This is a genomic window from Xanthomonas sp. DAR 80977 (assembly GCF_041240605.1).
In the GTDB taxonomy this organism is placed as follows: domain Bacteria; phylum Pseudomonadota; class Gammaproteobacteria; order Xanthomonadales; family Xanthomonadaceae; genus Xanthomonas_A; species Xanthomonas_A bundabergensis.
In genome coordinates this window covers 3724537-3741786 of record NZ_CP162487.1, presented here as the reverse complement: position 1 = coordinate 3741786, position 17250 = coordinate 3724537, and the positions used below count along the sequence as shown (strand labels likewise).

At 69.4% G+C, this 17250-nt stretch carries 13 protein-coding genes; 10 read left to right on the top strand and 3 right to left on the bottom strand.

What is annotated here, in order from left to right; translation table 11 throughout:
* Positions 1-2 precede the first annotated feature (2 nt).
* Both AB3X10_RS15775 and AB3X10_RS15770 read right to left on the bottom strand, forming a co-directional pair.
* Positions 3-2690: a TonB-dependent receptor gene (locus AB3X10_RS15775; RefSeq protein ID WP_369976193.1), complete on the bottom strand. Its 2688-nt coding sequence runs from the start codon at positions 2688-2690 to the stop codon at positions 3-5.
* Positions 2691-3117: 427 nt separating this feature from the next.
* A complete protein-coding gene (locus tag AB3X10_RS15770) occupies positions 3118-4014 on the bottom strand; it encodes a LysR substrate-binding domain-containing protein (RefSeq protein ID WP_369976192.1) in 897 nt (298 codons plus the stop codon).
* 102 nt (positions 4015-4116) lie between these two features.
* Between AB3X10_RS15770 and AB3X10_RS15765 the strand changes: the two genes are divergently transcribed.
* Both AB3X10_RS15765 and AB3X10_RS15760 read left to right on the top strand, forming a co-directional pair.
* Complete coding sequence (locus AB3X10_RS15765) at positions 4117-5124, top strand: YeiH family protein (protein WP_369976190.1); 1008 nt, start codon at positions 4117-4119, stop codon at positions 5122-5124.
* 272 nt (positions 5125-5396) lie between these two features.
* Positions 5397-6389: a cation diffusion facilitator family transporter gene (locus AB3X10_RS15760; protein ID WP_369976188.1), complete on the top strand. Its 993-nt coding sequence runs from the start codon at positions 5397-5399 to the stop codon at positions 6387-6389.
* 163 nt (positions 6390-6552) lie between these two features.
* On the opposite strand, the gene AB3X10_RS15755 is transcribed toward AB3X10_RS15760, so the two are convergent.
* On the bottom strand, positions 6553-8616 hold the full coding sequence (locus tag AB3X10_RS15755; protein WP_369976187.1) for a 3-hydroxyacyl-CoA dehydrogenase NAD-binding domain-containing protein: 2064 nt from the start codon (positions 8614-8616) through the stop codon (positions 6553-6555).
* A 238-nt stretch (positions 8617-8854) separates the two neighbouring features.
* Between AB3X10_RS15755 and rpoE the strand changes: the two genes are divergently transcribed.
* From rpoE to era, 8 genes are all read left to right on the top strand, one after another.
* Positions 8855-9475 carry an RNA polymerase sigma factor RpoE gene (gene rpoE / locus AB3X10_RS15750; RefSeq protein ID WP_369976185.1) on the top strand — a complete coding sequence of 207 codons (621 nt, stop codon included), beginning with the start codon at positions 8855-8857 and terminating at the stop codon, positions 9473-9475.
* On the top strand, positions 9472-10437 hold the full coding sequence (locus AB3X10_RS15745) for a sigma-E factor negative regulatory protein (RefSeq protein WP_369976183.1): 966 nt from the start codon (positions 9472-9474) through the stop codon (positions 10435-10437). Before rpoE ends, AB3X10_RS15745 begins: the two co-directional genes overlap by 4 nt.
* A gap of 101 nt (positions 10438-10538) precedes the next feature.
* Positions 10539-12095 (top strand): DegQ family serine endoprotease, encoded by a 1557-nt coding sequence (locus tag AB3X10_RS15740; RefSeq protein ID WP_369976182.1) that lies wholly within the window; start codon positions 10539-10541, stop codon positions 12093-12095.
* Positions 12096-12311: 216 nt separating this feature from the next.
* Positions 12312-14102, top strand: a complete 1791-nt coding sequence (lepA, locus tag AB3X10_RS15735) for a translation elongation factor 4 (RefSeq protein WP_369981860.1) — start codon at positions 12312-12314, stop codon at positions 14100-14102.
* A gap of 112 nt (positions 14103-14214) precedes the next feature.
* Positions 14215-15015: a signal peptidase I gene (gene lepB, locus AB3X10_RS15730; RefSeq protein ID WP_369976181.1), complete on the top strand. Its 801-nt coding sequence runs from the start codon at positions 14215-14217 to the stop codon at positions 15013-15015.
* Between the two features lie 23 nt (positions 15016-15038).
* Positions 15039-15416: a DUF4845 domain-containing protein gene (locus AB3X10_RS15725; RefSeq protein ID WP_369976180.1), complete on the top strand. Its 378-nt coding sequence runs from the start codon at positions 15039-15041 to the stop codon at positions 15414-15416.
* Positions 15406-16086, top strand: a complete 681-nt coding sequence (rnc, locus tag AB3X10_RS15720; protein WP_369976178.1) for a ribonuclease III — start codon at positions 15406-15408, stop codon at positions 16084-16086. Before AB3X10_RS15725 ends, rnc begins: the two co-directional genes overlap by 11 nt.
* Positions 16083-16985, top strand: a complete 903-nt coding sequence (era, locus tag AB3X10_RS15715) for a GTPase Era (protein ID WP_369976177.1) — start codon at positions 16083-16085, stop codon at positions 16983-16985. Before rnc ends, era begins: the two co-directional genes overlap by 4 nt.
* Positions 16986-17250: the final 265 nt, after the last annotated feature.

Sequence of the window (17250 nt, the reverse complement as noted above, 5' to 3'; positions counted from 1 at the left end):
GCTCAGAACGTGTAGGTCGCTTCCAGCGCGAAGCGGCGGCCGAACAACTGGTAGCCGCCGTCGTCCTGGTTGGCCAGGCGGTTGCGCTTGTTGTCGCTGTAGGCGCGCAGCGGCTCGTTGGTCAGGTTGCCGACCTGGAACTTCAGCCCCAGGTGCTCGCTGAAGCGCCAGGCCAGGCTCAGGTCCACCGTGCCTTCGCTTTCCAGCCGCGCCAGGCGCGCGGCGTTCCAGCCGTACACCACGGTGTAGGGGCTGTGGTACTTGTAGCCCACCCGCGCTTCGAACTTGCTGTTGCTGTACCACAGGTCGAAGGTGCCGGTGTTGCGTGCCAGGCCGCTGAGCGGCAACGGGTCGTCGGCCGGCGAGAACTCGTGCAGGTTGGACTCGACGTAGGAATAGTTCGAGTAGACGCCGAAGTTCTCCATGTGCGGGATGAAGAAGAACGGGGTCTGGAAGGTCAGCTCGGCGCCGTTGATGTAGCCGCCGCCGCCGTTGAACGGGCCGCTGATCAGGTAGTCGCGGCCGTCGATGGTCTCGTGCTGGGTCTTGTAGCCGATGCTCGAGTCCACCCACTTGCGGTACAGCGCCAGCGCGGCCAGCGCTTCCTTGTGGAAGTACCACTCGTAGGACAGGTCGACCTGGGTGGCGCGGAACGGATCCAGCTGCGGGTTGCCGCCGCTGCCGGTGAGCTGGCCGACGGTGGTGTTGGGATCGTCGAGCGCGCGGCCGGTGCGCAGTTCGTCCAGCGGCGGGCGCGCGATCACCTTGGCCACCGAGAAGCGCAGGATGCGTTCGTCGTCGAGCAGGAAGTTGAGCGTGGCGCTGGGCAGCACGTCGGTGTAGTCGTTGCTGGCGCTGCTGGGCTGGACCACGCCGCCGACGGTGTCGTAGCCGTCGCTGGTGGTGTCGGTGTGGACCACGCGCACGCCGGCGTTGCCGGTGACGTCGATGCCGAACCATTGCGAACTGAACACCGCCTTGGCGAAGGCTTCGCGCACGTTCTCCTCGACGTTCCAGTGGTCCAGCAACTGCTCGTTGGCCAGGCTCGGGTCGAAGCCGCCGAAGCCGAGCCTGGCGATCGCATCCAGGTCGCCGCCGGTCAGCGTCGGCACGTTGAGGTCGGGCATCTGCACCGGATAGATCAGGTCCTGGTAGGCGGAGATCGGCTGGTCGTAGCCGGACTGGAAGCTGGTGAAGTGGCGGTTCTGCTTCTCGCGCCGCGCCGCGCGCGCGCCGAACTGCAGCGCGGTGATCGGCGAATCCTCGATGCTGCGGCTGGCGCTGAGCGCCAGCGCCGCGATCCGGTCGCGCAGCGCCTGCGGCTCGGTCTGTCCGCTGATGCCCCATTCCGGGGTGTCGGAGCTGGTGCTGATGGTGGGGGTGACGCCGTGGCGGAAATCGAAGGACACGGTGTCCGGATTGCTGCCGAAGCGCACCGCGCGCCAGTCGTTGTCGCGCTTGGCCTGCGAGAACGACAGGTCGCCGCCCAGGGTCCACACGTCGCCGCTCCACTTCGCATTGAGGCCGCCGGCGGCGAGCGTCTTGACCTCGCTGTAGTGGCTGATGACGTGGTCCACCTGCAGGTTGGAATTGGCCAGCGTGGCGGCGACCACGTCGCCGTCGACGATGGTGTAGGACGAGCCGGGCGTGGTGTACGGATTGCTGGCCGAGAAGATGCTGTAGCCGAGGTTGTTGAACCAGTTCTGGCGCTGGTCCTCGTCGATCTTGATCCGCGAGTACAGGCCGTCGAGCTTGAGTTCGAGGTTGCCCGAGCGCCACTGCACCGTGCCCATCGCGCCGGTGCGGGTCTGTTCGGTCAGCTTGAGCTGGTCGGCCGCGCCCCACGGCGTGTAGTCGACCTTGCCGTCGCCATCGACGTCGCGCGCATTGCTGTCGTCGGTATAGCCCCAGCTGCCGATCGAGACGCCGGCGTTCTTCTGCTTCTGGTAGGTGGCGCCGAGGGCGATGGCCAGGTTGTCGTTGAAGCGGTGGATCCAGCTGGCGCCGAGGCGGTTGCCCCAGGGCGAATAGCCGTCCACGTCCTTGGCTTCGTCGTAGTAGATCGGGCCGGCGGTGCCGACGAAGCTGGGGCCGGTATGGTCGAGCGGGCTGATCGTGGAGATGTCCACCGTGGCGGCGATGCCGCCGGCCACCAGGTCCGCCGACGGGGTCTTGTAGACCTTGACCGTGGAGACGATCTCGGTGGGGAACACTTCCCAGCGCACCGCGCGGTTGGGTTCGGAGGAGGCGATCTCGCGGCCGTTCACCGTGCCCATGGTCATGCGCGGACCCAGGCCGCGCACCGTGGCCAGGCTTTCGTTGCCGCGGTCGCGGGTGCCGTTGACGCCGGGCAGGCGCACCAGCGCCTCGGCCACGGTGACATTGGGCATCTGCCCCATGTTGTCGGCGGAGATCACCTCGACCACGTGGTCGTCGAGCTGCTTGGCCTGCACGGCCTGGTCGAGGCTGGCGCGCTGGCCGATCACCATCACGTTGTCCAGGGTGACCGGCGCCTGCCCGGCATCGCCGTTCGCGGTGCCGGCGGGCGGCGCCGGATCGGCGCTGGCGGTCTGCGCATGCGCGCCGAAGGCGCTGGCCAGGGCCAGGACGATGGCCGAGCCGAGCAGCGTGCGGGCGACTTGGTGCTGCGCGCGCCGGCAAGCCGGGCGACGCTGTTGTTCGAAAGGCATCTTTGTTCCCTCCCAGGACGAAAGTTACCGAGCAAGTTGGAATGGGGACCGGCAATCCGGTCCTGGCCGCGCTGGCGGGCCGCAGGCCTGTACGCGCGGACATTGCGAAAAGGGTGGTGCATCGTCGCCTCGCGGCACGAGGCGTGTTGCGTTCCGGTCGCCCGTCGCTGGCGGACGTGGCCTCCGTCCGCCGCTCCGGTTGTCTGGAATGGGAGCGAGCATAGGAGTGGCTGCCATTCCATTCCAATGAAGCATTTGCTGCCGGCTATCTCATTTTGGAATTGATCGGCATGCGGCAATGCGGCATCCGCGCTTGGCCTGGCGTGGCGCGCGGCGGTCCAGGTGCCAGGACGATGCCGGGCGGCCGCGCGCGACGCCGGCGCATCGCGGGCCGTATCGCCGCGGCGGCCGCGATGCGCGATCGCTGTCAGCGGCTTGCCTCGGCGGTGTCGCCGCTGTCGAGCAAGGCCGCGGCGGCCGCGCCCAGGCTGCGTTCGCGATGGCGCAGCGCGTGGAAGCTGCGCGCGCCCAGCGCCGCGCCGACGCGCTGCAGGCGGCCGCTCTCCAGCCACGGCGCGGCCGCCAGTTGCGAGATCGCCGCCAGGCTGTGGCCGGCATGCACCGCCGACAGCACCGCCTCGTTCGACGGCAGCGTCAACGCCACGCGCAGGCGTTCCGGGGCGACGCCCGCCGCGCGCAGCGCCGCTTCGAATTCCGAGCGCGTGCCCGAGCCGGCTTCGCGCATGATCCAGGTGCTGGCCTCGGCCAGCCGCGGCAGGCCCAGGCGCAGGCGTCCGGCCAAGGGATGCGTCGGTGCGGCGACCACCACCAGGCGGTCGTGGCCGAGCGCGGACAGCTGCAATCGCGGATCGTGCACGCCGCCTTCGACGAACCCCAGTTCCGCGCGCCCCTCGGCCACCGCGCGCGCCACGCTCTCGGTGTTGCCGACGCTGAGGCGGATCTGGATCTGCGGGAAACGCGCATGGAACGCCATCAGCCTGACCGGCAGCCAGTAGCTGGCCACGGTCTGGCTGGCGTGCAGGTCCAGGGTGCCGCGCAGCACGCCGCGCCACTCGCTCAAGGCCAGTTGCGCGGCGCGGGTGCGCGCCAGGATCGCCTTGGCTTCCTCGAGGAACGCCGCACCGGCGGCGGTCAGCGCGATGCCGCGCCCGACGCGGTCGAACAGCGGTACGCCGTACTGGGTTTCCAGCGCCTTGATCGCGGCGCTGGCCGCCGACGGCGTGCGATGCGCGGCCTGCGCGCCCAGGGTCAGGTGCTGGCGTTCGGCGACGGCGACGAACAGGGCGAGTTGTTCCAGGGTCATGGCGGGATCATTCGATTGGGCCGAACGAACTATCCAGCATTATCCGATGGAATGACAGGATCGGCGGGCGCATCCTGCCGCCACTTCGAGACGGTGGCGGCAATGCACAGGGCACTGAACAAAGGCACGGCGTTGTTGCCGGGCCTGTTGCTGGCGAGCGCGGTGGCGGCGCTGGCGATGCTGGCGCAGCGCCTGCAGCTGCGCTGGCTGGGCCGGCCATGGATCGACGCGCTGGTGGTCGCGATCGTGCTCGGCACGCTGCTGCGTACGGTCTCGGCGCTGCCGGCGCGGCTCGACGCCGGCATCGCCTTCGCCGCCAAGCTGCCGCTGGAAGCGGCGATCGTGCTGCTCGGCGCGTCGGTCGGCATCGGTGCGGTCGGGGCGGCCGGCGGGCTGCTGCTGGGGCTGATCGCGGCCACCGTGCTGCTGGCGATCGGCATCGGCTACGGCATCGGCCGCGCGCTCGGCCTGCCGGCGCGGCTGGCCACGCTGGTGGCGTGCGGCAATGCGATCTGCGGCAATTCGGCGATCGTCGCCGCGGCGCCGGTGATCGATGCCGATTCGGACGACGTGGCCGCGTCGATCGCGTTCACCGCGGCATTGGGAATCGTGGTGGTGCTGGCCTTGCCGCTGGCGGTGCCGCTGTTCGGCCTGGACCAGCGCCATTACGGGATCCTCGCCGGCATGACCGTGTACGCGGTGCCGCAGGTGCTGGCGGCGACGCTGCCGGTGGGGGCGGTCAGCGCGCAGGTCGGCGCCCTGGTCAAGCTGATGCGGGTGCTGATGCTGGGGCCGGTGATGTTGTTGCTCGGGCTGACCGCCGGCCGGCCCGGCGCCGCGCGCTTGCCGCTGCACCGCGTGCTGCCGTGGTTCGTGCTGGGCTTCATCGGCATGATGCTGCTGCGCTCTTGCGGCCTGTTGCCGCAGGCAATGGCGAACGCGGCGCAACGCCTGTCCGCGCTGCTGACCCTGGTGGCGATGGCGGCGCTGGGCCTGTCGGTGAACCTGCGCTCGGTGCTGGCCTCCGGCGGCCGCGTGCTGGCCGCGGGCACGCTGTCGCTGCTGGCGCTGGCCGGACTCAGCGCGTTGCTGCTGTGGTGGCTGCCGTGATGCGCGGCATTTTCGTGCGCATGCGGCATGCCGCCGGCATCGCGGATGCGTCATGGCCCGGGCATCGTGACGTTGGGCCTGCGTCGACGACGCATCGCCGCAATTTCCCATCGATCCGTAGCGCCGCATATCGCGCCGCAAGCGCAGGGTCGAGCGCCATCCGCGCGCGTTGCCGCAGCGGTTGTCGACCTGCGGGGGCGGTGTAATAGTCTCCGCGGCAGGGCCGATCTAAGGTGGCGCATCTTCTTCGCAGGTACCTGCCAGGCCAGCTCATGGGACACGATCACAGCCACGCACCGACCGAGATCCGCCACGAGAAACCGCTGTGGTGGGCGCTGGGGCTGACCGCCACGTTCCTGCTGGTGGAGATCGCCGGCGCGTTCCTGACCAACAGCCTGGCGCTGCTGTCCGATGCCGCGCACATGGCCACCGACACCCTGGCGCTGATGATCGCGCTGGTCGCGGTGCGGCTGAGCCGGCGCCCGCCCGACGCCAAGCGCACCTACGGCTACGCGCGGCTGGAGGCGCTGGGCGCGCTGGTCAACGGCGGCCTGTTGTTCGTGGTCGCCGCCTACATCCTGTGGGAGGCGGTGCAGCGGTTCCGCCAGCCGCAGGAGGTGGCCACGGTCGGCATGCTCGGCATCGCCGCGTTCGGCCTGCTGATCAACCTGATCTCGATGCGCCTGCTCAAGGCCGGCAGCGGCGAGAGCCTGAACATGAAGGGCGCCTACCTGGAAGTGTGGAGCGACATGCTCGGCTCGGTGGCGGTGATCGCCGGCGCGCTGGCGATCCGCCTCACCGGCTGGAAGGTGATCGATCCGATCCTGGCGGTGCTGATCGGCCTGTGGGTGCTGCCGCGGACCTGGGTGCTGCTGCGCGAGGCGGTCAACGTGCTGCTGGAAGGCGTGCCCAAGGGCATGGACATGGCCGCGGTGCGCGGCTATCTGCATGGCGTCCCCGGCGTGGAGGACGTGCACGACCTGCACGTGTGGGCGCTGGCCTCCAGCACGCCGGCGCTGACCGCGCACGTGGTGGTCGCCGACGGCACCGACAGCGATGCCTTGCGCGCGGCGCTGTGCGACGGCCTGCATGCGCGCTTCGACATCGACCACGTCACCCTGCAGATGGAAGCCGGGCATTGCGGCGCGCCACCGTGCGGGACGCCGGCGCGCGCGGCGGCTGGGACGCACGAGGCGCATGCGGATCACGATCACGACGCGCACGACGGCCATGCGCATGGCGCGCATGGGCATTCGCATTCCTGAGTCGGGTCGCTGCGGGTCTGGAATGGGGCAGGTGGAAGGTGCTACTTGTGGGAGCGACTTCAGTCGCGACGGGCCTTACCGGTAAAGCCCGTCGCGACTGAAGTCGCTCCCACAATGGTCCAGGTAGCCGAAACGACCTGGAATAAAACGCGTCGAACCGGACTCAGGCCACCGGCTCGCGCAGCGCCGGCGCATCCCAGCCCGGGCGCGGCGCGAAGCGCTCGCCGTAGCGCGCCTGCAGCGCGCGCAGCCGTTCCAGCAGCGCATCGGCGCCGGCGGCGCGGATGTGCTGGATCGGGCCGCCGCGGAACGGGGCGAAGCCGGTGCCGAAGATCACCCCGGCGTCGAGCAGGTCGGCATCGGCGACCACGCCCTCGTGCAGGCAGGCCACCGCCTCGTTGAGCAGCGGCAGGATCAGGCGGTCTTCCAGGTCGGCCGGCGCCTGGTAGTCCTTGGCCAGTTCCGGCTTCTTCGCCCGCCCGTTCTCCCAGGCGTACAGGCCCTGGCCGTCCTTCTTGCCGCGCTTGCCCGGCTCCACCGTCTGCAGCGCCGCGGGAATCGGCAGGCCCAGGAACGGCGCCAGTTCCGCGCCGACCCCGGCGGCCACGTCCAGGCCCACGGTGTCGATCAGTTCGATCGGCCCCATCGGCATGCCGAACTTCACCGCGGCCTTGTCGAGCGCCGGGCCGGGGATGCCCTCGGCGTAGGCGGTGGCCGCTTCCAGCAGGTACGGGAACAGCACCCGGTTGACCAGGAAGCCGGGGGTGCCGGCCACCGGCACCGGCAGCTTGTCGATCGCCTTGCAGAACGCCGCCAGCCGCTTCTGGTTGTCCGCGGCCAGGCCGTCGTGGCAGACGATCTCCACCAGCGGCATCTGCGCCACCGGGTTGAAGTAGTGCAGGCCGGCGAACTGCGCCGGGCGCTGGATGTGCTCGCGCAGTTCGGTCAGCGGGATCGAGGAGGTGTTGGTGCTGAGCAGCGCATTGGGCTGCATGCGCGGCTCCAGCGACTGGTACAGCTCGCGCTTGGCCTGCGGGTTCTCGATGATCGCCTCGATCACCAGGTCGGCCACCGGCACGCCGTCGCCGGCCAGGTCGCCCTTCAGCCGCGCCGCCACCGCCGGGCGCTTGCTGTCGTCCTTGACCCGCTTGGCGAACAGCTCGCCGGCGCGGCTCAGCGCGCCATCGATGAAGCGCTGCTCGCGGTCCTGCAGGGTCACCTCGAAGCCCTTGTAGGCCGACCACGCGGCGATGTCGCCGCCCATCACCCCGGCGCCGACCACGTGCACGTGGCGGATGCCATGGTCTTTCCCGCCCAGCGCCTTGAGCCGCTCGGTGAGGAAGAAGATGCGGATCAGGTTGCGTGCGGTCGGCGTGCTGGCCAGCTTGACCACCGCCTTGCGCTCGGCGTCCAGCCGCGCCTGGATGCCGCCGCCGCCGCTGCGCTCCCACACGCCGATCAGCGCGTACGGCGCGGGGTAGTGTTCCTTGCGCGCCTTGCGCGCCACCTGCTTGCGCATCTGCGGCGCCAGCAGCTTGCGCGCCGGCCAGGTGTTGGTGGCCCAGGCGGTGGCGCGCTGCTTGAACGGGCGCGCGCTGCCGGTCAAGGCCAGCGCCACCGCGGTATCGAGCAGCACCGCCGGCGCGGCGACCTTGTCGACCAGGCCCATCGCCCGTGCCGCCGAGGCCGACACGGTGCGCCCGGTCAGCATCAGGTCCATCGCCGCCGGCGCGCCGACCAGCCGCGGCAGGCGCGCGCTGCCGCCCCAGCCGGGGAAGATGCCGAGCTTGGTCTCGGGCAGGCCGATGCGCGTGGCGCCGTCGCTGGAGGCGACCCGGTAGCGGCACGCCAGCGCGATCTCGGTGCCGCCGCCCATGCAGAAGCCGTGGATCGCGGCCACGGTCGGGCAGGGCAGTTCGGCGAGTTTCTGGAAGGTGGCCTGGCCGCGGCGGATCGCGTCGTTGACGGTGCCGCGGCGGTCGAATTCCTGGAATTCCTTCAGGTCCGCGCCGGCGATGAAGCCGTTGGCCTTGGCCGAGCGGATCACCACGCCCTTGGGCGGGTCGATGGCGATGCGCTCGAGCAGGTCGCCCAGCTCCAGCAGCACGTCCTGCGACAGCGCGTTGACGGGCGCGTCCTGGCGGTCGAGGCTGAGCACGACGACGCCGTCGTCGCGGATATCCGCTTGCCAGTGACTGAATCGGAGCCCATCGAAGCCTGAGAGCATGGGGAGGACCATCCGCTTGTGTATGGAGAAGATCGTTATCATCCAGAGGTTGTTTCCGTTGCGTCAAATCCCAATCCAAAGGGGAGTGACGCGGGTCCCGCGACCGCTGGCGTGGCGCCAGCCTAACGGAATGCTGGTTAACGTCGTGGGGCGGCGGTCCGCAGGGGCGCTGAACTTTTTTCCGAATTGGCGGTCAGATGGTCCGACGTAGGTTGGGCTGACAGGAGTGCGGCCCGTTATGGCCGATGTCGAAACACCTCAGGAGCTGGACCTGGAACTGGTCCGGCGCGTGCAGCGCGGCGAGAGCGCGGCGTTCGATGTGCTGGTGCGCAAGTACCAACACCGGATCGTCGGCCTGATCGGGCGCTACATCGCCGACTGGAGCGAATGTCAGGACGTGGCCCAGGACACCTTCATCCGCGCCTACCGCGCGATGGGGAACTTCCGCGGCGACGCCCAGTTCTCTACATGGTTGCACCGTATCGCCGTGAACACCGCCAAGAACTACCTGGTTGCGCACAACCGCAGGCCGCCCACCGACGACGTCGACGTGCTCGACGCCGAGCAATTCGACAGCGGCACGCGCCTGCGCGACACCGACACCCCCGAGCGCGAACTGATGCGCCAGGAGCTGGAACAGACGGTGATGAAGGCGGTCGATGCGTTGCCGGAAGAATTGCGTACCGCCATCACTCTGCGCGAGGTGGACGGGATGAGCTACGAGGACATCGCGCAGAAGATGGGTTGCCCGATCGGCACGGTGCGCTCGCGCATCTTCCGCGCGCGGGAAGCCATCGACGCCGAACTCCGTCCCCTGCTGGATACCGACAGCGCCACTCGTGAGCGACACCGCGTATGACCGATAGCACGTCCATTCCCCAGCCCGAGCCGACCCCCGGCGCCATGCCGCCGGACAAGTTCGAACTGCACTACCGGCAGCAGCTGTCCGCGCTGATCGACGGCGAGCTGCCGGCCGACGAGGCGCGCTTCGTGCTGCGCCGGCTGCAGCACGACGAGGAGCTGTCCGGTTGCCACGAGCGCTGGCAGCTGTGCGGCGACATCCTGCGCGGCCGCGTCTGCATGCCGGCGCCGGCCGATTTCGGCGAGCGCGTGCGCCAGGCGGTGGCGGCCGAGGCGCAGCGCGCCGACGCCGCGCGCGCCAGCGCCGCCGCCGGCAGCCGCCGTTCCTGGCGCTGGGGCGGCAGCGCGGCGCTGGCGGCATCGGTCGCCGCGATCGCCTTGTTCATGACCCGCGAGCGCCTGCCCGACGCCGCGCCGATCGCGCCGCCGGCACAGGTCGCCAGTTCCGCGTCTCCTGCGCCTGCTGCGCCTGCGGCTCGCATCGCTGTTCCGCAGGTGCCGGCGGCACCGGCGCCGGCCGATCCGCAGGGCGATCTCGGCGCGGCGGTCGCCGCGGCGCCGGCGGTGGCCATCGCCGCGAACCGTCGCCAGGACGCCGCCGCCCGGCGCGGCGCGACCCGTACCCAGCAGGCCGCGCGCAGCAGCGCCGCGCGTGCTGCCGAACCGGCGCGCGCGATCGCCGCGGCCACGCCATCGCGGCCGACGCCTGCATTGCCGCTCGCGCCGACGGCGGCGGGGCCGGTGGTCGCACAGCAGCAACAACACGTCGGCGATCCGTTCGCGCACCAGGCCGCACCGCTGCAGGCACGGCCATGGCCGCGCTCGGCGCTGGCGCCGGCCGCGTCCGGCAGCGAGTTCACCGCCAGTTTCCCGCGCCAGGGCGCGTCGGCGGCGTTCTATCCGTTCGAGCCGCGGTTGCCGGCCGACGCGGCGTCCGCGCCGTTGCCGCAGCAGCCTTGAACCCAGGCGTCGGCCGAAGCCCGCGCTTCGTTCCGGCGCGCGGTGCCCGCGGCACTGCCCCTGTTTTCCTTCCCTTTTCCCGAACCGGAGGCTCGCGTCCGATGACTCACCGTATCCGCAACCATCTGCTGGGCGTGTTGGCCCTGACCCTGCCGCTGGCCGCCTGCGCGCAGCAGCCCGAGTCGGCCGCGCCCGCCGCCGTGGCGCCGGCCGCGCGTGCGGCGCCCGCGCCGCAGCTGGTCGCCGGCCTGCCCGATTTCACCAACCTGGTCGAACAGGTCGGGCCGGGCGTGGTCAACGTCGAGACCACCATCAGCCGCAAGGTCGCGGCCACGCGCAGCGGCGCCGGCGGCATGCCCGACGATGCGCAGATCCCCGAATTCTTCCGCCGCTTCTTCGGGCCGGACGGCATGCCGGGCCAGCCGGGCACGCCCGGCCAGCAGGGGCCGGACGAGGACGACGCCACCCCCGGCGGGCGTTCGATGGGCTCGGGCTTCATCATCTCGCCGGACGGCTACGTGCTGACCAACCACCACGTGGTCGATGGCGCCAGCGAGGTCAAGGTCAAGCTGACCGATCGCCGCGAGTTCACCGCCAAGGTGGTCGGCAGCGACCAGCAGTACGACGTGGCGCTGCTGAAGATCGACGGCAGGAACCTGCCGACGGTGCGCGTGGGCGACTCCAACACGCTCAAGCCCGGGCAGTGGGTGGTCGCGATCGGCTCGCCGTTCGGCCTCGACCACTCGGTCACCGCCGGCATCGTCAGCGCCACCGGGCGCAGCAACCCGTACGCCGACCAGCGCTACGTGCCGTTCATCCAGACCGACGTGGCGATCAACCAGGGCAATTCCGGCGGCCCGCTGCTCAATACCCGCGGCGAGGTGGTCGGCATCAACTCGCAGATCTTCTCCGCCTCCGGCGGCTACATGGGCATCAGCTTCGCGATCCCGATCGACCTGGCGATGAGCGCGGTCGAGCAGATCAAGAAGACCGGCAAGGTCAGCCGCGGCATGCTCGGGGTGACCATGCAGCCGAACATCAGCGACGTCGAGGCCAAGGGCCTGGGCCTGGCCGACACGCGCGGCGCGCTGGTCAACGGCGTGCAGCCGGGCAGCGGCGCGGCCAAGGCCGGGATCGAGCCGGGCGACTTCATCGTTGCCTTCAACGGGCAGAAGATCAACACGCGCGAAGACCTGCCGCCGCTGGTGGGCATGCTGCCGCCGGGCAGCAAGGCGCGGGTCACCGTGATCCGCGACGGCAAGCCGCGCGACATCAGCGTGACCCTGAGCGAGCTCAGCGACGACGGCGTGGCGATGGGCCAGCAGTTGCCGGGCCGCGGCGGCGCAACGCCTGCGCCGCAGGCCGCCGAGAGCAGCGCGCTGGGCATCAGCGTGGAGGAGATCCCGGCGCCGGTGCGGCAGAAGCTCGGCCTGCGCGCCGACGAGGGCGTGCAGGTGGCGCAGGTGAGCCGCGCGGTGGCGAGCAAGTCGCAGCTGCGCCCGGGCATGATCGTGCTGCAGGTCGGGCGCACCCCGGTGTCCAGCCCGGCGCAGTTCCACAAGCTGACCTCCGGCGCGAAGAAGGGCGACGTGGTGATGCTGCTGGTGCGTGCGCCGGGCAGCCCGGCCAGCCAGTTCATCGCGATCAGCGTCGACTGAGCCGTAGAGCCAGGCAGTGCACGCACGACGGCCAGCGAACCCCCGGTTCGCTGGCCGTCCTTGATTTCATTGGATTTTCTTGCCGTGCGCGGCGGCGTCCCTGGCGCTTCAGGGGGACAGGGCGGCACGGGCGTCCGCATCGCCCCGACCGTGCGATAATGGCCCGTTATCCTGACGACGGTCCTGGCCGCCGCCCACCTCATGTCCTCTGATTCGATGCGGAACATCCGCAATTTCTCCATCATCGCCCACGTCGACCACGGCAAATCGACCCTGGCCGATCGCATCATCCAGCTCTGTGGCGGCCTGCAGGCGCGCGAGATGGAAGCGCAGGTGCTCGACTCCAACCCGATCGAGCGCGAACGCGGCATCACCATCAAGGCCCAGTCGGTGTCCTTGCCGTACACGGCCAAGGACGGGCAGGTCTACCAGCTGAACTTCATCGACACCCCCGGCCACGTCGACTTCTCCTACGAGGTCAGCCGCTCGCTGGCCGCCTGCGAGGGCGCGCTGCTGGTGGTCGACGCCGCGCAGGGCGTGGAGGCGCAGTCGGTGGCCAACTGCTACACCGCGGTGGAGCAGGGCCTGGAAGTGGTGCCGGTGCTCAACAAGATCGACCTGCCCACCGCCGACATCGCCCGCGCCAAGGCCGAGATCGAGGCGGTGATCGGCATCGACGCCGAGGACGCGGTGGCGGTCAGCGCCAAGACCGGGCTCAACGTGGACCTGGTGCTGGAGGCGATCGTGCATCGCATCCCGCCGCCCACGCCGCGCGACACCGACAAGCTGCAGGCGCTGATCATCGACTCGTGGTTCGACAACTACCTGGGCGTGGTCTCGCTGGTGCGGGTGATGCAGGGCGAGATCAAGCCGGGCAGCAAGATCCTGGTGATGTCCACCGGCCGCACCCACCTGGTCGACAAGGTCGGCGTGTTCACCCCCAAGCGCAAGGAGCTGCCCGCGCTGGGCGCCGGCGAAGTGGGCTGGATCAACGCCTCGATCAAGGACGTGCACGGCGCGCCGGTCGGCGACACCCTGACCCTGGCCGCCGACCCGGCGCCGCACGCGCTGCCCGGTTTCCAGGAGATGCAGCCGCGGGTGTTCGCCGGCCTGTTCCCGGTCGATGCCGAGGACTACCCGGACCTGCGCGAGGCGCTGGACAAGCTGCGCCTCAACGACGCGGCGCTGCGCTTCGAGCCGGAAAGCTCCGAGGCGATGGGCTTCGGCTTCCGCTGCGGCTTCCTCGGCATGCTGCACATGGAGATCGTGCAGGAGCGGCTGGAGCGCGAGTACAACCTCAACCTGATCTCGACCGCGCCGACCGTGGTCTACGAGGTGCTCAAGACCGACGGCAGCGTGATCCCGATGGACAACCCGTCCAAGCTGCCGCCGCTGAACAACGTGGAGGAGATCCGCGAGCCGATCATCCGCGCCAACATCCTCACGCCGCCGGACTACGTCGGCAACATCATCACCCTGTGCGAGGAAAAGCGCGGCAGCCAGATCGGCATCAACTACCTGGGCAGCCAGGTGCAGATCAGCTACGAGCTGCCGATGGCCGAGGTGGTGCTGGATTTCTTCGACAAGCTCAAGTCGGTGTCGCGCGGCTACGCCTCGCTGGACTACCACTTCCTGCGCTTCGACGCCGGCCCGTTCGTGCGCGTGGACACCCTGATCAACGGCGACAAGGTCGATGCGCTGTCGATCATCGTGCACCGCAGCCATGCCGACCGGCGCGGCCGCGAGCTGTGCGAAAAGATGAAGGACCTGATCCCGCGGCAGATGTTCGACGTGGCGATCCAGGCCGCGGTCGGCTCGCAGATCATCTCGCGCAGCACGGTCAAGGCGATGCGCAAGAACGTGCTGGCCAAATGTTATGGTGGCGACGTTTCGCGCAAGAAGAAGCTTCTGGAAAAGCAGAAGGAAGGCAAGAAGCGCATGAAGCAGGTCGGCCGCGTGGAGATCCCGCAGGAAGCCTTCCTGGCTGTGCTGCAGATGGATAAGTAGCCGGGATTGGGGATTCGCGATTGGGGATTGGCAAGCGCGCAAGCCTGGCCGATGTCCCGCTCTGCCGAATCCCCACATTCCCAATCCCAAATCCCGTTCCGAAGGAACACGAATGAAATGGTTTGAAATCGCGCTGGTGCTCCTGACCTTCGCCACCGGCATCGTCTGGTTGCTGGACAAGCTGTTCTTCGCCAGGCGCCGTGCCGCGCGCGCCGGCCTGCTGGACACCGAGCCGGTGATCGTGGATTACTCGCGGGCGTTCTTCCCGGTGCTGGCGGTGGTGCTGATCCTGCGCAGCTTCATCGCCGAGCCGTACAAGATCCCGTCCAGCTCGATGATGCCGAACCTGCTGGTCGGCGATTTCATCCTGGTCAACAAGTTCGCCTACGGCTTCCGCCTGCCGATCACCAACCAGAAGGTGATCCCGACCAGCGAGCCCAAGCGCGGCGACGTGGTGGTGTTCAAGCCGCCGCACAAGCCGGACGAGAACTGGATCAAGCGCGTCATCGGCCTGCCCGGCGACCGCATCGGTTTCCACGGCGATACCCTGTACATCAACGGCACGCCGATGAAGTACCAGGTGCGCGGCGAGTACGTCGGCAAGGGCAAGGGCGCGGAGATGACCGGCGCCACGCTGCTCACCGAATACCTGCCGGGCCGCACCCACACCGAGCTGGAATGGCTGGACCGCAACAATCCGGCCGGCCAGGGCGATTGGGTGGTGCCGGCGGGCCAGTATTTCGTGATGGGCGACAATCGCGATAATAGCGAGGACAGCCGGTTCTGGACCCAGACCCACTTCCTGCCCGAGGAGAACCTGCGCGGCAAGGCGTTCCTGGTCTGGCTCAATTGCGAAGGCTGGTTCTGCAGCGGCAGTTTCGATCCCTCGCGGATCGGAACCGGTATCCAGTGATTTCTGGCGTAAGGGGAAGCGCGATGAAGCACAAGCAAAGCGGCATGACCTTGACCTCGTTCGTGATCGTGTTGGCGGTGGTCGGATTCTTCGCCTACATCGGCATGAAGCTGTTCCCGATGTACATGGAGTACTACGCGGTGCGCTCGGCGATGAAGGGCCTGGCTGCCGAAGCCGGCAGCGGCGACATGGATCCGGCGCAGGCCAAATCGCTGCTGTTCCGCCGTCTTGACATCAGCTATGCGGACAACGTGCAGCCGGACGACGTCAAACTCGAGCGCATCGATTCGGGCTGGAAGATGCACGTGGCCTACGAGGTGCGCAAGCCGCTGGTCGCCAACCTGGACGTGGTCGGCAAGTTCGACGTCACCCAGGACCTGACGAAACGCGGTGGCGAGTAAAACCATCCTGCGCGGCGACCGCATCGGTCACCGCTTCGCCGACCCGCAGCTGCTGGCGCAGGCGCTGACCCATCGCAGCGCCGGCGCGCCGCACAACGAGCGGCTGGAGTTCCTCGGCGACAGCATCGTCAACCAGATGATCGCCGAGGCGCTGTACCGGCGCTGGCCCAAGGCCGACGAAGGCGCGCTGACCCGCGCCCGCGCCGAACTGGTGCGCGAGGCCTCGCTGGCCGGCATCGGCCGCCAGCTGGAGCTGGGCGAGCGGCTGACCCTGGGGCCGGGCGAGATGAAGTCCGGCGGCCATCGCCGCGATTCGATCCTGGCCGACGCGGTCGAGGCGGTGGTCGCGGCGATCTACCTGGACGCCGGTTTCGAGGCCTGCCGTGCGGTCATCCTGCCCTGGTTCGAGACGGCGCTGGCCGCACTGCCGGTAGGCAAGGCCGAGAAGGACGCCAAGACCCGCCTGCAGGAATGGCTGCAGGCCCGGCAGCGGACGCTGCCGAGCTACGAACTGATCAGCGAAACCGGCGACGACCACGCCAAGCTATTCCGGGTACGCTGCGTACTCGCCGAGCCTGCCCTCGTCACCGAGGGCGAGGGCACCTCGCGACGGCTGGCCGAACAACAGGCCGCCGCCGCCGCCATCGAGCAACTGGATTCGAGCAAGTGAACGAGCAAGCGCCTCCTTACCGCAGCGGCAGCGTGGCCGTGATCGGCCGCCCCAACGTGGGCAAGTCCACCCTGACCAACGCCCTGGTGGGCGCCAAGGTCAGCATCGTCTCCAACCGGCCGCAGACCACGCGGCACCGGTTGCTGGGCATCGCCAGCTTCCCCGAGGGGCAACTGGTGCTGGTCGACACCCCCGGCCTGCACCGCGAGCAGAAGCGCGCGATGAACCGGGTCATGAACCGCGCCGCGCGCGGCTCGCTGGAAGGCGTGGACGCCGGCCTGCTGGTGATCGAGGCCGGGCGCTGGGACGAGGAGGACACGCTGGCGTTCAACGTGCTCAGCGATTCCGGCATCCCGGTGGTGCTGGTGGTGAACAAGGTCGACCGGCTCAAGGACAAGACCGCGCTGCTGCCGTTCCTGCAGCAGGTCAGCGACGGCCGCAGCTTCGCCGCGGTGCACCCGATCTCCGCGCTCAAGCGCAAGGGCCTGGAAGCGCTGGTGCGCGACCTGCTGGCGCTGGTGCCGGAAGCGCCGGCGATGTTCGGCGAGGACGAGATCACCGACCGCAGCCAGCGCTTCCTGGCTGGCGAACTGGTGCGCGAGCAGCTGATGCGCCAGCTCGGCGAGGAACTGCCGTATGCGACCACGGTGGAGATCGAGCGCTTCGCCGAGGACGGCGCGCTGCTGCGCATCGGCGCGGTGATCTGGGTCGAGCGCGAGGGCCAGAAGGCGATCGTGATCGGCAAGGGCGGCACCCGCCTGAAGGACATCGGCGCCAAGGCCCGGCAGCAGATGGAGCGCCTGTTCGGCGCCAAGGTGTTCCTGGAGACCTGGGTCCGCGTCCGCGAGGGCTGGTCGGACGACGAGGCGGCGCTGAAGGCGTTCGGGTACGGGGAGTAGGGCCGGGATTGGTGATTCGGGATTCGGGATGACCAGCCGTTCGGCTGTGGAAAGCCGGGATTCGGGATTTTCGAAAGTGCGCAGCATGCGCGCTTTCTGTAGGAGCGGCTTCAGCCGCGACGCCTCACCGGTAAGGCGTCGCGGCTGAAGCCGCTCCTGCAGGAAGCCACCGGCCGAAACGGCAAAAGGCCGTTTCCCGCTTGAAGGCAGCGGCATATTTTTTCATCGGATCGCTTGACGGCGATTCGCCTCAGGACATCATCCT

Bases quoted from the DNA above. Each gene is read 5' to 3' on its own strand.
- AB3X10_RS15760 (WP_369976188.1), top strand. From the start codon at position 5,397: ATGGGACACGATCACAGCCACGCACCGACCGAGATCCGCCACGAGAAA.
- AB3X10_RS15755 (WP_369976187.1), bottom strand. From the start codon at position 8,616: ATGCTCTCAGGCTTCGATGGGCTCCGATTCAGTCACTGGCAAGCGGAT.
- lepB (WP_369976181.1), top strand. From the start codon at position 14,215: ATGAAATGGTTTGAAATCGCGCTGGTGCTCCTGACCTTCGCCACCGGC.
- AB3X10_RS15740 (WP_369976182.1), top strand. From the start codon at position 10,539: ATGACTCACCGTATCCGCAACCATCTGCTGGGCGTGTTGGCCCTGACC.
- rpoE (WP_369976185.1), top strand. From the start codon at position 8,855: ATGGCCGATGTCGAAACACCTCAGGAGCTGGACCTGGAACTGGTCCGG.
- AB3X10_RS15775 (WP_369976193.1), bottom strand. From the start codon at position 2,690: ATGCCTTTCGAACAACAGCGTCGCCCGGCTTGCCGGCGCGCGCAGCAC.
- AB3X10_RS15765 (WP_369976190.1), top strand. From the start codon at position 4,117: ATGCACAGGGCACTGAACAAAGGCACGGCGTTGTTGCCGGGCCTGTTG.
- AB3X10_RS15745 (WP_369976183.1), top strand. From the start codon at position 9,472: ATGACCGATAGCACGTCCATTCCCCAGCCCGAGCCGACCCCCGGCGCC.
- AB3X10_RS15725 (WP_369976180.1), top strand. From the start codon at position 15,039: ATGAAGCACAAGCAAAGCGGCATGACCTTGACCTCGTTCGTGATCGTG.
- lepA (WP_369981860.1), top strand. From the start codon at position 12,312: ATGCGGAACATCCGCAATTTCTCCATCATCGCCCACGTCGACCACGGC.
- AB3X10_RS15770 (WP_369976192.1), bottom strand. From the start codon at position 4,014: ATGACCCTGGAACAACTCGCCCTGTTCGTCGCCGTCGCCGAACGCCAG.